This is a genomic window from Corynebacterium sp. CCUG 70398 (assembly GCF_024454055.1).
Taxonomy (GTDB): domain Bacteria; phylum Actinomycetota; class Actinomycetes; order Mycobacteriales; family Mycobacteriaceae; genus Corynebacterium; species Corynebacterium genitalium.
Window position 1 is genome coordinate 95,240 of sequence record NZ_JAGPYZ010000001.1, and the last position, 14,193, is coordinate 109,432.

The window sequence follows — 14,193 nt, forward strand, 5'->3', positions numbered from 1 at the left end:
AAGGGGAAGGGTTAGTCGGCGAAAGCTTCGTCGAGAAGCGCCTTCTCCTCTTGCTGGTGCACCTTGGACACGCCGGTCGCAGTCGTGGACTGGGAGCGGCGCGAGATGCGGCGCATCGGCGGCATGTTCTCCACGTAGTTGGCCAGGTGCTCGTTGTAGAACGGCCACGGACCCTGGTTTGCAGGTTCGTCCTGGACGAAGCGGATCTCTTCGGCGTTCGGGTAGTTGGCGAAGGCGTCGGAGAGGCGGTTGAAGGGGATCGGGTGGAGCATCTCGATGCGGATGATCGCGACGTCGTCACGCCCGTCCTTCTGGCGGCGCTTCTCCAACTCGTAGTAGATCTTGCCGGAGCACAGCATGATCGTCTTGACCTTCTCGGCATCGCCGATGACCTTGTTGTTCGCGTCAACGAGGTGCGGGTCATCGATGACGGAACGGAACCCGGTGGTCTCGATGAATTCTGCCGGCTGCGAGACAGCTGCCTTGTTGCGCAGCATGGACTTCGGGGTGAAGATGACCAGCGGGCGGCGCATTTCACCGAGCGCCTGGCGGCGCAGCAGGTGGAAGTGGTTAGCCGGGGTGGACGGCTGAGCGATGGTCATGGACCCCTCAGCAACGAGCTGCAGGAAGCGCTCGATGCGTGCCGACGAGTGGTCCGGGCCCTGGCCCTCGTAACCGTGCGGCAGCAGCATGATCAGGCTGGAAAGCTGGCCCCACTTGGTCTCACCGGAGGAGATGTACTCGTCGATGATGGTCTGGCCGCCGTTGGCGAAGTCGCCGAACTGGGCCTCCCAAGCAACCAGGGCGTCCGGGTTGCCGACGGTGTAGCCGTACTCGAAGCCCAGACCGCCGAACTCCGTCAGAGCGGAGTTGTAGATCTGGAAGCGGCCGCCGTTGCCAGCCTCGATGGCGATGGCGTCGAGCGGGTTGTACTGTTCCGCGGTGCTCGGGTCGAACAGGACACCGTGGCGCTGGGTGAAGGTACCGCGCTTGGAATCCTCGCCGGCGAGGCGGACGAGCTTGCCGCCGTGCGCCAGGGAGCCGAAGGCGAGCAGCTCGCCCCATGCCCAGTCGATGTCGCCACCGTCGAAGGAGCCGCCGCGGGCCTTCAGAACGGTCTTCAGGCGCTTGTTCGGCGTGAAGTCGTCCGGCAGGTCGGCGTAAGCATCGGCCAGCGTCTTGAACAGGTTCTCATCGATGGAGGTGTCCAGGCCGCGGGTGAGCTCCTGGGACTCGGTGATGCCGGTCTGCTCGGCGGGGGAGCCGCCGCCTTCCTTGACGTCGTTGAAGACGGAGTCCAGCTGGTCGTGGAAGTCCTGTGCGGCGATCTCGGCCTCTTCCTCGGTGATGTCGCCACGGCCGATGAGGTCCTTGGTGTAGCGGGTACGCACAGAGGGGTGGGAGTCGATGCGCTCGTACATGATCGGCTGGGTCACCGACGGGTCATCAGCCTCGTTGTGGCCGCGCAGGCGGTAGCAGATGAGGTCGATGAAGACGTCTTTTCCGAATTCGCGGCGGTACTCGGTGGCCAGCTGGCCCACCCAAGCGGCCGCTTCGGGGTCGTCGCCGTTGACGTGGAAGACCGGGCAGTCGAAGCCTTTGGCCAGGTCAGTGGCGTAGTAGGTGGAACGGCCCTGGTCCGGGGTGGTGGTGAAGCCGACCTGGTTGTTCACCACGATGTGGACGGTGCCACCGACGTCATAACCGGTCAGCTTGGACATGTTCAGGGTCTCCTGAACCACGCCCAGGCCGGTGAAGGAGGCGTCGCCGTGGAGCATCATCGGGACGATGGGGTGGTCGTCGGCGGATTGGCCGTGGTTGATGATGTCCTGCTTCGCGCGGGCGATACCGACCAGAACCGGGTCCACAGCTTCCAGGTGGGACGGGTTAGCGGCCAGGGAGACCTTGATGTCGCCGTCGCCGAACATCTGGATGTGCTCGCCTTCGAAGCCGAGGTGGTACTTCACGTCGCCGGAGCCGCCCTGCTGGGCGGGCTGCAGGTTGCCCTCGAACTCGCCGAAGATGGTCTTGACCGGCTTGCCCACGATGTTGAACAGCACGTTGAGGCGGCCGCGGTGCGGCATGCCAATGACAACCTCGTCGAGGCCTTGGCCGGCAGCGGTGTCAATGACGGCATCCATGAGCGGGATCAGCGTTTCCGCGCCCTCGAGGGAGAAGCGCTTCTGACCCAGGTACTTGGTCTGCAGGAAGTTCTCGAAGGCCTCAGCGGCGTTGAGCTTCTGCAGGATGTACTTCTGCTCGGCGTTGGTCGGCTTGGGCATGCCCACCTCGAGGCGGTCACGCAGCCAGTCGCGCTCGTCGCGGTCGAGGACGTGGGTGTACTCGGCACCGACGTGGAGGGTGTAGGCGGCGCGCAGGCGGGTAATCACCTCGCGCAGCGTCATGGTCTCCTTGCCGCCGAAGCCGCCGACGTTGAATGTGCGGTCCAGGTCCCACAGGGTCAGGCCGTGGGTCTCCAGCAGCAGGTCGGACACGTCCGGCTTGGGCAGGCCCGGCTGCTCCCAGTTGAGCGGGTTGGTGTCAGCGAGGAGGTGGCCGCGGGAGCGGTAGGCCTCAATCAGGTTCATCACACGGGTGGACTTGTCCACACCGGTGTTGGGGATGTCCTGCGCCCAACGCATCGGGGCGTACGGGATGGACATGGCGTCGAAGATTTCGTCCCAGAATTTATCGTCGATAAGCAACTGGGAGATGTCGCGCAGGAACTCGCCGGACTCCGCGCCCTGGATGACGCGGTGGTCGTAGGTGGAGGTCAGCGTGGTCAGCTTGCCCACACCGAGCTCGGCGAGACGGTCCTCAGAAGCACCGGCGAACTCAGCCGGGTAGTCCATCGCGCCGACACCGACGATGGTGCCCTGGCCCTTGGTCAGGCGCGGGATGGAGTGGCGGGTGCCAATCCCGCCCGGGTTGGTCAGCTGAATGGTGACACCCTGGAAGTCGTCGATCTTCAGCTTGTTGTCGCGGGCGCGGGCGACAATGTCCTCGTACGCCCGGACAAACTGCTCGAAGGTGAGGGTCTCGCACTCCTTGATGGCGGCGACCACGAGCGCGCGGGTGCCGTCCTTCTGCGGGAGGTCAATAGCCAGACCGAGGTTAATGTGCTCCGGCGTGACCACGAACGGCTTGCCGTCCTTGACGGTGTAGTTGACGTTCATGCCCGGGTGGATCATGGCGGACTTCACAATGGCCCAGCCGATGATGTGGGTGAACGAGATCTTGCCGCCGCGGGTGCGCTTGAGGTGGTCGTTGATCTGCGCACGGTTTTCGAACATGAGCTTGACCGGCATGTCGCGCACGGTCGTCGCCGTCGGGACGGTCAGGGACTCGTCCATGTTCTTAGCGATGGCCTTGAAGGTGCCCTTCAGCTGGGTCTCGCCAGCCTCAGGCAGCGGCTTGACCTTTTCCATCGGCGACGGCTTCACGGTCTTCTTAGCCGCCTTCTTCTCGGAAGGCTGGGACTTGGCCGTAGTCTCAATCGCCTTGTCCACCTTGGTTTCACGGCCGTCCTGGGACGGGGCACCGGTGGTCTCTGCGACCTTGGTTTCGGTGCGGGCCCGGTGCGGGCGGTCGTCTACTTCGGCGTTAGCTGCGTTAGTTGCTGCGTTCTTCGCAGGGGCAGCGGCGGAGACAGGCTTAGCGTCGGCGCCCGCCGTGCCCTCTTTCTCAAACAACTCGCGCCATTCTGCGTCGACGGAGTTGGGGTCCTCCTTGTACTGCTGGAACATTTCGTCCACCAGCCAGTCATTTTGGCCGAACGTGTTTTCGCTGCTCACGGCGGTTGCTCGCCTTCCTTCGGGTAGATTTCTTCGGATCGTTTTATCCGGCTGTAGCCAGTCGTAGCCCATACTACGTGCTTAGCCGTCGGCTGACCGACACCCACCCATCTAGCTGTGCCTAACCTTGCTGGCGGAACGGAAAAGAGTTACGGGTCACCGACTCGCGGCCCACATCCGGCTGTACCGTCCGTCCTGGGCGAGCAGGTCCTCGTGGGAACCGTCCTCCACGATCCGCCCAGCGTCAATGACGAGGATTCGGTCGGCCCTCCGCGCCGTAGCGAGGCGGTGCGCGACGATAACGGAGGTGCGTCCGCGGGTGGTTTTCGCGGCCGCGTCGAGCACGTCGCGTTCGGTCACGGGGTCGAGGGTGGCGGTGGCTTCGTCGAGAAGCACGACGCGCGGGTGGAGGATTTCCGCGCGGGCGAGCGCGATGATTTGGCGCTGGCCGGAACTCAAGCCCCGACCACGTTCCCCGACGGGGTGGTTGAACCCGCCGGGGATGGAAGCGATGACGCCGAGCGCCCCGATACGCCTGACAGCATCCTCGATCTCGGCCGCGGTGGCATCCGAGACTCCATATGAGATGTTGTCGGCCACAGTCCCGGGAAAGAGGTAGGACTCTTGCGGCACCTGCGCCAGCGCGCGCCGCCAATCCACGAGCGGGAAGTCACGCACGTCCGCGCCGCTCGCGGTCACAGCGCCCGTCACGGGATCATAGAAACGCGCCAACAGCTTGACGACGCTTGATTTGCCCGCCCCCGTCGGCCCCACCAGGGCGACAGTCTGGCCTGGCTTGACGGTGATGTCGACAGCAGAAAGCACATCGGGGCCGTCGGCGGTGTAGGAGAAAGTGACGTTCTCCAGGGCGAGCTCGCCTTGTGCGGCCGAGGCAGCGCCCGTGTGAGTACCGGTATCGGGAACCGTGGTCTCAGTGTCGAGCAATTCGCGGATACGGTCGAAGCTGACGGTGGCTTGCTGCCAAGAGTCGAAAATCTGGCCCAGCTGCTGGATCGGCCCGTACAGCAGGCTCAAGTACATGGTGAAGGCGACCAGCACACCGACCGACAGGGTGCCTTCGGCGACGCGGGTCGCGCCCACGCCGACCACAACGGCCGTCATGATCTGGGTGATCGCCTGCATGCCGTTGAAGTAGAAGGCGACGAGGAGCTGAGAACGCATGCGCAAGCGCCGATACGTATCACTTTCGTCGCTGAAGCGTGCTTCGGCGACCGGCTCCATTAAGTGCATCTGGCTACTGCGGATGCCGCCGATGAGCTCCGCGAACTCCCCGTTGACCGCCGAGATCTGTGCACGGGCTTGGGCGTGGAAACGCTTCGAGTAATGGCGGAACACCACCGTGATCACCGCGATGATCGGCACTGCGGCCAGAGCAATGAGTGCGAGTGAACCGTCCGTTGCGACGAGCATGACCGTGACACCGATGAGCGTGCCGACGGAGACCACCGCCTGCGCCAATCCCGTCTGCAGGAAACTGGACAGCGTGTCGATGTCGGTGGTCATTCGCGTCATGATCCGCCCCGACAGATTCGACTCGAAGTAGTTCAGACCGAGTTTCTGCAAGTGGTCATAACTACGGACCCGCAAGCCGTAGAGGAGCCGCTCGCCGGAGCGTGAGGACAGTACCGTCATTGCTGCGTTCGCAGCCCAAGCGATGACTACAACGACGAGGGCGGCCGCGCCGACGGCCCACAGTGCGCCCGGGTCGCCCGCCTGGATGCCGCGGTCGATCGCGGTGCGCACCAGGGTGGGGAAGGCCAAGTCCGTGAGCACCCCGACCACGAGTAAGAGAGTGACGGCGAGGATGAGCCAGCGCACGGAGCGCAGCATCGCGCGCGCACCCTCCGGGATGGTGCCAGTGGGTTGTTCCGTGGCAGGAGGGAGGTGTTCGAGGCGCTCCAACAACTCCGGTGTCGCGGTGACCACGCGGGCGGCACCCCCGCCCCCGCCGCCGCGGCCACCGCCACCGCCGAAACCGGCCCCGGCGCCTGTTGCTTGGGTGAGCACGTGCTCGTGGGTTTCCTCAGCGACTTCGGGCCAAAGTTGGTCGTGGGTCGGTTCGGGGCGGCGCGCACGGTGAACGTCCGGATCCATGAGCGCGCGGTAGAGGTCAGTCTCCACAATCTCCCCGCGCGGACCGTCAGCGACAACGCGGCTGCCGCCGCTGCCCTCACCGTCCGCAGGGGAGAGGATGATCACCCGGTCGGTGTGGTCCACAGTCGACTGCCGGTGCGCCACGGCGATGAGCGTTACACCTTTGAGGTTCTCGCGCAGGTTGCGCAGGATGGTGGATTCGGTGGTGGCATCAATAGCTGAGGTAGCGTCGTCGAGCACGAGCACGGCCGGCTGAGACAGAAGCGCGCGGGCGAGCGCAATGCGTTGACGCTGCCCGCCAGATAGCGTCAGGCCGCGCTCGCCGACGACAGTGTCGTAACCGTCAGGAAGGTTCTCGACGAATTCATCGGCGCAGGCCATCCGTGCCGCGTGGGCGACCTCGGCGTCGGTGACGTCAGCACCCATGGCGATGTTGTCCCGGATGGAAACAGAGAACAGGAACGCCTCGTCGAAGACGCAGGTGACTGCTTTGCGGATCTCCCTGGCGGGAAGGTCTGAGTAGCGGAACCGTTGCCCGGAGGCGTCGATAAGCGAAATACTCCCCGAATCTGGTGTGTAGAACGCGCCTGCGAGTTGGACCGCCATGGACTTGCCGGCGCCGGCGGGGCCGATGACGCTGACATGCTCGCCGGGGGAGACGGTGAAGCTGACATCGTCGAGCACACAGCGTCCGTCGGTGGTGAAGGTGACGTGGTCGAAGTCGATGCCGGTGGGGCCGTTGGGCAGCGCTGGGGCAGTGGGCGCGGGTTGCTCCGGGGAGAGGGCGAGAACTTCGTCGAGCCGATCGATGCCGCTCATGCCCATCTGCAGAGTGACGTAGGTGTTGGCCAGCATCGACATCGACTGCGTCAGTGACGTCAGATAAACGGTGAAGGCGACGAATCCGCCGACCGTCATGCCGCCGCTGAGCGCGATGAGACCGCCTGCGACGATGGTGACCACCAGCGCGATGTTGGGGAGCTGGGTCAACGTCGGTTGGAACCGGGCGGTGAGCTTGGCGGCGCGCATTTTCACCGCATAGAGGTCGCGGGCGAGCCGGTCGAGCACGGACACCTCATGTTCAGCGCGGCCAAAGGCTTTGACCACGCGGACGCCGGAGACGGTTTGCTCGACGTGGCTGGCTAGCTCTGCTGCGGACTGCTGGTTCGCCCACGTGGCGGCATACATGGATCTGCGCGACCGGCCGCCGACCCACACGATGAGCGGAAAGAAACCCAGCGACATCAGCGTCAGCGGAACGTCGAGGGAGAGCATGACCGCCAGCGTGAGCAGCAATTGCACGAGGCGGGTGACCGCGAGCGGCGCCATGGCGAAGACCGAGAACAGCTGCCCTAAGTCCGTAATCGAGCGCGAGACGATCTGCCCGGTGACAATGTCGTCCTGACCGGGACCGTCAAGGCGATGCAGAGTTCTCAGCAGCTCCACCCGCACCCAATGCTGCGAGCGGGTGGCCAGTGAACCGGCTGCCCAGCGGCGCAGCACCTGGAACGCGAACTGGGCTGCCGCAATGCCCACCATCGCCCACGCGATCGTGGTGATGGATCCCTCGCGGGTGCCGGTGGCAACGTCAACAGCTGCACCAGTCAACCCGGGAACAGCGACTTGCAGGACCGCCGCGATCACAGCGGTGATGAGGGTAAGTGCAGCGAATCCCGCATTCGCTTTCAGCGCGCGGGTCAGCAGGGGACTTATTCGGATTCACCCTTCGTGCCGCGTGAGAAGCGGCTGCGCAGAGCGTTTTCCTCCAGCTCGTCAGCGTTACCGGTGATGCCGAGCTTTTCCAGGATGCCCTTCGCCTCTGGGTCGCCTTCGATCTCAGGGCCGTTGTCGCGGTTTTTGCGGAAGACGGAAATCATCGCCGCGAGGCGGGAATTCTTGTCAGACTCTGCCTTGTCCAACTCTTCCTCGACCTCCGTCTTCGGCGGTAGCTCCTGAAGGAACTGGGCCGGCGGGTGACCGAGGTTGTTCGACACGTTGTCCACCACGGCCTTCGCCAGCTTGCGGTTGGCGTACAGGCCGGCCACCGCACCGATGCCGAACGGCATCAGCTTGCCGATCCACATCCGGCGCAGACGCTTCGAGATCGACTTCCTCAGCGCCCGCGTCATCATCGAGTTCGCCTGGTTGAGGGTGGGGCCGGTGAAGTTCTTCAGCATCTTCGGTCCTGGCATTCGTGCTGCCTCGGGCCCGATGAGCGTATCGACGATCGCCGTGCCCTGCGTGCCCAGCAAGACCATGAGAACGATCGCCTTGCGGTGTTCCTCATCGGAGATGTCTGCACCGCGCAGGTACGCGGAACCGACCGTGTAGACAGCCGCCAGATCCACAAACAGGAGGGACTCCCCGGCAATCGCCGCCGTGCCGGTGACGAATCCGACACCGGGGATGGCGGCAGCACCGCCCGCACCGGCACCAGAACCGGCCGCGATAGTGGGGAAGTGCTTGTCCATCATCTCCTGGATCTGCTGCGGAGTGGCCTCCGGGTTCGCGCGGCGCAGGCGGTCCACGTAGGCCTCGATCAACCCGCTCTGCAGCCGGACCGCGCGATCAAGCGCTTTGATGAAGCCCTTGCCGATGGCAGAGGCGTTCTCCTCGATCTGTGCGGAGTCCGTGTAACCGCCCTGGGGGCCGTTTTCGGCCACGGCTTGATCGTTCTTCTTCTTGCGGCCGAACATGGTGATCTCGTCTCCTTGGGGGTTGGTTGGGGGAACATTAGTGTCGTGTTCCCGGCCACGTCATCATAGGCCGGGATTACATGACACGGCTACAGTTGTCCGCATGGCAGCTGTCTCCGCCACTGACCCCGTCGTGCACACCCATGCTGGGACAGTGCGCGGCGTTGTCGATCCTGGCTCGGGCATGCGCACGTGGCGCGGCATCCCGTACGGGGCGCCGACCGGCGGGAAGCACCGCTTCCACGCTCCTCGCCCCCGTGAGGCGTGGCGCGGGGAATTCGACGCCTCCGAGTTCAGCCAGCCCGCCATGCAAGGCACCTACGGGTGGAACGACAAAGTCATTGGCACCGAGGACTGCCTCACCCTCGACATTGTCCGCCCCGACACCGACGATGTTCTACCCGTCGTCGTCTACATGCACGGCGGCACGTTCCTCACCGGCGCCTCCCACGAGAAGGTGCTGCAAGGCCACGGTCTGGCCGCGGCGGCGGACATCGTCTACGTCTCGCTGAACTTCCGGCTCGGTGTGCTCGGCTACTTGGACATGCGCTCGCTCGGGCCGGACTGCGTGGCCAACCCCGCCACGTTGGACCAGATCCTCGCTCTGCACTGGGTGCGCGACAACATCGCCTTCTTCGGTGGAGACCCGAACCGGGTGACCATCATGGGCGAATCCGCAGGCGCCAACGCTGTGACCACCTTGATGAGCTCCCCGCAAGCGCGCGGCCTGTTCCACGGTGCAGTCGCGCAGTCGAATCCCGCGAGTGCGGTGCATTCGCGCGTCCAGGCGGCCATGTGGGTGCGCTCGCTTCTCGACGGCATGGGCATGTCCCGCCTGTCCACCCTCTCCGACCTCCGCGAGGTCGAAGGAGAAGAACTAGTCCGCGTAGGTAACTCCTTGCTCGTCCGCTCAGGGGAGATGAAGTACCTCAACCTGGCGTTCATGCCCACGGTGGATGAGAACGTCTTGCCCAAGCACCCCATCGATGCCTTCACCGACAATGAGGAGGCGCCGGTTCCACTGCTCATCGGCTCTAACTCCGGCGAAGCCAGCTTCACCAAAGCCATGTTCGTCTCCGGCAAGGCCCGCGGCCGGGCAGCGCGTCGGCTGCTGGAGGTCTATGACCCCGACCACGCAGATGCGATCCTGGAGGCCTACGACTGTGCCACTGAGCGCGCCGACTTCGCCGAGCTTGTTGCCGACGCCGTGTTCTGGGCGCCGTCGGTGCGCATCGCGACGGAGCACCGCCGGGTGGCACCAGTGTGGATGTACCACTTCGACTATGTTGTCCCCGCCCTAGAGCGACTCGGAGTGGGCGCGATCCACACCGCTGACCTCGAGGCCATCTTCGGCGACCAGTTCGCCACACCCGCTGGTTTGCTCACCCGTTTGGGCAAACGCGATGACTTCGCCGCCGTGAGCGAGCGCATGCAGCACCACTGGGGCCTGTTCTTCCACACCGGCCGCCCCGGCGACGACTGGCCGGAGTACGGTTTCCGTTCTGACCAGCGCCCCGGCCGCGCCACCGCCGTCATTCGCACTCAGCCAACCATCGTGTGGGACCCGAAACCCGCCAAGCGCCGCGCCTGGGAAGGCTTTGAGATGACCCAGTGGGGCACAGGCCGCCCTGAGCTGCTGGAGTCCATCGCGGACTTCATCGGCGTCTAGCGTGAATCCTCATGCGCGCTGCGACCCGCGCAGCTAGGCTAGGGTCGTCCGGGCGCGACTAACCCCGGGAACCAAGGAAGGGAACCGGATCAATGAGCTTCTTCGAGGACATCGCCGCAGGTCTTGACCGCGAGGGCATTGAATCGCGCGTGCACGACGACACCATGTTCGTGCCCATTACCTCCGAGGTGGAGATCCACTTCGTCGAGATCGACCCGCACCTGCCGGCCGCGAACGTCTACATCGCCGCCGCTGACGTCGACGAGGATGATGAAGACTTCGAGGCTGTGCTCGTTTCCGTCGTTTTCTCCGTCGAGGGGGCTGTGGATACCGTTGCCCGCCACATGGCCACCGACCAGATCATCACGGTGCTGCGCGATCTGCTCGAGGGCACTGACGAGCGCATCGGTGACCTGGAATTTTTCCAGGACCCGATCGACCCACACGTAGTCCGCGCTGAGGTCGGCGAGAACGCAGAACTCCACGTTCAGGTGGAGGTCGCAGACGGCACCCCGTGCGCTGCAGTCACGTTCGTTGCTTTGCCGGACACCTACGACGACCTGCTCGATGACGCTATCGGTGAACTCTGGGATTCCGATGGCGATGCCGAGCTGACGGACGAGGACCGTGAGCGCCTTTTCGCCTCCCTTCACGCCGAGGCCTCTGCCGATGCCGAGTCCCTTGACCTGGGCACCTTCTCCGACTTCGACCGGCTTTTCGACGTCCTGTGCCTCGCCGCCGACCAAGCCGAGGATTGGGAATCCCAGCTGCTTCCCTTTGACGACGATGACTTCGACGAGCCCGAGGTCTACGACATCTTCGGAGCTGACGACGGCGAAGACGACGAAGACGAGGATGACGACGCGGAAGACCTCGATCCCATTGACGACGTCGACACAGAGGACGAGATCTAACGCCCCTCGCTTAGGCCGCCGCTAGACCCTCGAACATGGAGGGCGGGGAGTAGACGGGGGCGAAGGTGCCGTCGACAAGCCAGACGAAGGTCGCGCCTGTGGGGGAGTAGACCTCGTGCACGGCGCCGGCCATGCTGGACGGAACCAGCGCGCGCACCCATGCCTCGGCGATGTCGCGGTCGACGGTGATGCCGCTGGCGTCAGTGAAGCGGACCTCAATGAGGTAGGCGGGGATATGGCGCTCGCCGAAGCCCTTGATGCGGGCGCGTGCCCGTGGGCCGACGCGGCGCCGGGTAATGGCCACGTTCAGTTGAGGCCCTCCGTCCATGCGGGGGAGAGTACGGGTCGGTGGCCGCCAGTCGGGGTTGGGTCGCGCCAGGGAGCGCGGGTGATGAATGACCGACTCAATGCGGTCGAGGGTCGGTGCGTGGCTGGAACGGATCTGGCGGGCGAGTTCTTGGCTGTAGGAGCTGTGGCTGATGTACGTCATGGCTCAGAATCTATGAAGTGCCCCGGACACTCCCTCATCGAGGTTCGAACAAGCGTTCTACTGCAGGCCGGAGTCCTGCACTTTCACGGGTTCATGTGGCGCAATATTCGGCCGAATCCCTAAATCTGTCCCGGCGCAGTAGGCTCAAACACGCCATGAGCACCCCGAAAAACTCTGAACATGCCGCGCTCCCCAAGATCCCCCAGGAGATTTGGGTTCTTGTCGCCGCCGCTTTCCTCATAGCGCTCGGGTATGGGCTCATTGCGCCGATCATCCCGCAGTTCGCGGTGAGCTTCGGCGTCTCGATGGCGGCTGCGGCTGCGGTCGTTTCGGTATTCTCTGGCGCCCGGTTGGTGGGGGCGCCGGGGGCGGGATGGCTCGTCGATAAGCTTGGCTCGCGCAAGGTGTACATCACAGGTCTCCTGATTGTGGCCGTGACCACCGCACTTGTGGCAGTGGCTCAGGAGTATTGGCACATGCTGGTGCTGCGGTTCCTCGCGGGGCTGGGCTCGACGATGTTCACGATCTCGGCGCAGGCGCTCATCGTGAAAGTGGCGCCGCCGCGAATTCGTGGGCGGGCGAGCTCGACCTATGCCACGGCGTTCCTGCTGGGCAACATCATCGGCCCGGTTGTTGGTGCAGGCTTGTCGTTTCTGGGTATGCGCTGGCCATTCGTCATTTACGGCGCTGCCGTTGCTGCCGCGGCCGTTGTCGTCTGGGTGCGCTTGCCTAAGTCTGACCGTGACGTGAACTTCGCCGCGCGACCACCGATGCGCCTGGATGAGGCATTCGGCCACCCCAGTTACCGCGCGTTGCTCGCCTCCGCCTTTGCCAACGGCTGGGTGAACATGGGCGTGCGCGTGGCGGTCCTCCCGCTGTTCGCTGCCTCGGTTTTCCCGCATGGTGCGGCGGAGGCCGGTCTCGCGCTTGCGGCATTCGCGCTCGGGAACGCCGTCACGCTGCAGTTTTCGGGCAAGCTTGCCGACGACATCGGCCGCAAACCCCTCATCCTTACCGGCCTTGCTGTCACCGCCTTGTCGACAGCCGTCATGGGTTTTGCAACGAGCTTCTGGCCGCTCATCGCGATCTCTGTCATCGCTGGTGTGGGCGGGGGACTGCTCGTGCCCAGCCAGCAGGCGAGCCTGGCGGACATCATCGGTAACGACCGCTCCGGCGGCAAGACTATGTCTGTCTTCCAGATGTGCATGGATGCCGGCCAGGTGATCGGGCCGATTCTGATCGGCGCGGCGGCCGGTCAGTTCGGTTTCCCGGTCGCGTTCGGAATCTGCGGTGCCATCGCAGTACTGGCACAGGTCGTCTGGGCGGTCGTCGGCAAGGAAACCCACCCGGAGAAGGCTGACCAATGAGAATCATCCTCGACTGCGACCCGGGTATTGATGACACCTACGCGCTGATCCACCTCACCGCCGCCGCCCACACCGGCCAGCTCGAACTCGAGTGCGTGACCACTACGGCCGGCAATGTCGAGGCCGACCAGTGCGCCCGCAACGCCGCTTGGATCCTCTCCCTGTGCAATGTCCCGTGGACTCCACTGGCCGCGGGCATCCCGGAGCCGCTTGGTTGGGAGCTGATCACCACGCCTGACACCCACGGCGACACTGGCCTGGGATATGCGACTGCCCCTGAGCGTCACATTGAGAGCGACTGGGACATGCTCTGGATAGATGCGATCGAGCGCGGCACCGACGACCTCCATCTCATCGTCAGCGGGCCGATGACCAATCTTGCCGCCTTCGCACGCCTCCACCCGGAGCACTACAAAAAGCTCAAGCACATCACCGTCATGGGCGGCGCATTCAACTACCCGGGCAACACCACGCCCACCGCCGAATGGAACTTCTGGGTGGACCCGCACGCGGCCAAGGAGGTTTTCGATTCCGCGCCCGTGCCCATCACCGTCTGCCCGCTCAACGTCACCGAGCAGATGCTGCTTACGCCCTCTCGCTTGGATGACCTGGTGTCTGCGCTCAGCGGCTCACCACTCGCGGAGCATCTCGAGCCGATCACGCGGTTCTACTTCGAATTCCACGAGGACGTAGGGGAGGGCTACCAAGCCCAGATTCACGACCTGCTCACCGTCATGGTCGCGCTCGGCCAGGTCTCCAGCTCGGGCGAACTCACCACAATCAACCTCGACCCCGACTCCGAGCTCTTCCGTGGGACCGCCGTTGCCGATGTCAAAGGCATCTGGGAGCGCGAGCCCAACGCCCGCATCATCAGCAACGCGGACATTGACGCAGCATGGGCGCTTTTCGACGCCTCCTGCCGCATCCACTCACGCATCGCCAACGGCGACGCGGAACTCGATCGGCTGAGGCACCTCCGGGCGGAGGACTAAGGGTTGAGAAAGCACCGAACTGGTTATTCTGCGCTAGACAGTTGGTCTGGTGGTCGGTGGAATGGCCCCGGGCAGCGTTTAAAACGGGTAATCTTTAGGGGCATTTATTACGGAATGATCTCCGATTGCTGCAGGTACTGAGTCTAGAAAGGCTAT

At 64.4% G+C, this 14,193-nt stretch carries 8 protein-coding genes; 4 read left to right on the top strand and 4 right to left on the bottom strand.

The genetic code is table 11. The features are described from left to right. Window positions 1-11: 11 nt before the first annotated feature. From KBX07_RS00495 to KBX07_RS00505, 3 genes are all read right to left on the bottom strand, one after another. Complete coding sequence (locus KBX07_RS00495; protein ID WP_256022556.1) at window positions 12-3,794, bottom strand: multifunctional oxoglutarate decarboxylase/oxoglutarate dehydrogenase thiamine pyrophosphate-binding subunit/dihydrolipoyllysine-residue succinyltransferase subunit; 3,783 nt, start codon at window positions 3,792-3,794, stop codon at window positions 12-14. A 156-nt stretch (window positions 3,795-3,950) separates the two neighbouring features. Next, complete coding sequence (locus KBX07_RS00500) at window positions 3,951-7,622, bottom strand: ABC transporter ATP-binding protein (RefSeq protein WP_370687262.1); 3,672 nt, start codon at window positions 7,620-7,622, stop codon at window positions 3,951-3,953. After that, window positions 7,619-8,605, bottom strand: a complete 987-nt coding sequence (locus KBX07_RS00505; protein WP_256022558.1) for a hypothetical protein — start codon at window positions 8,603-8,605, stop codon at window positions 7,619-7,621. Before KBX07_RS00505 ends, KBX07_RS00500 begins: the two co-directional genes overlap by 4 nt. A 103-nt stretch (window positions 8,606-8,708) precedes the next feature. Between KBX07_RS00505 and KBX07_RS00510 the strand changes: the two genes are divergently transcribed. Then, a complete protein-coding gene (locus tag KBX07_RS00510) occupies window positions 8,709-10,274 on the top strand; it encodes a carboxylesterase/lipase family protein (RefSeq protein WP_256022560.1) in 1,566 nt (521 codons plus the stop codon). Between the two features lie 92 nt (window positions 10,275-10,366). After that, window positions 10,367-11,188 carry a hypothetical protein gene (locus KBX07_RS00515; protein WP_256022561.1) on the top strand — a complete coding sequence of 274 codons (822 nt, stop codon included), beginning with the start codon at window positions 10,367-10,369 and terminating at the stop codon, window positions 11,186-11,188. A gap of 10 nt (window positions 11,189-11,198) precedes the next feature. Here the strand turns inward: KBX07_RS00515 and KBX07_RS00520 are convergent, their stop codons facing one another. Beyond that, window positions 11,199-11,678: a hypothetical protein gene (locus KBX07_RS00520; RefSeq protein ID WP_256022563.1), complete on the bottom strand. Its 480-nt coding sequence runs from the start codon at window positions 11,676-11,678 to the stop codon at window positions 11,199-11,201. A gap of 155 nt (window positions 11,679-11,833) precedes the next feature. Here KBX07_RS00520 and KBX07_RS00525 point away from each other — a divergent pair, with 155 nt between their 5' ends. Continuing rightward, window positions 11,834-13,045 (top strand): MFS transporter, encoded by a 1,212-nt coding sequence (locus KBX07_RS00525; RefSeq protein ID WP_256022564.1) that lies wholly within the window; start codon window positions 11,834-11,836, stop codon window positions 13,043-13,045. Further along, a complete protein-coding gene (locus tag KBX07_RS00530) occupies window positions 13,042-14,037 on the top strand; it encodes a nucleoside hydrolase (protein ID WP_256022566.1) in 996 nt (331 codons plus the stop codon). The genes KBX07_RS00525 and KBX07_RS00530 overlap by 4 nt, the downstream gene beginning before the upstream one ends. Window positions 14,038-14,193: the final 156 nt, after the last annotated feature.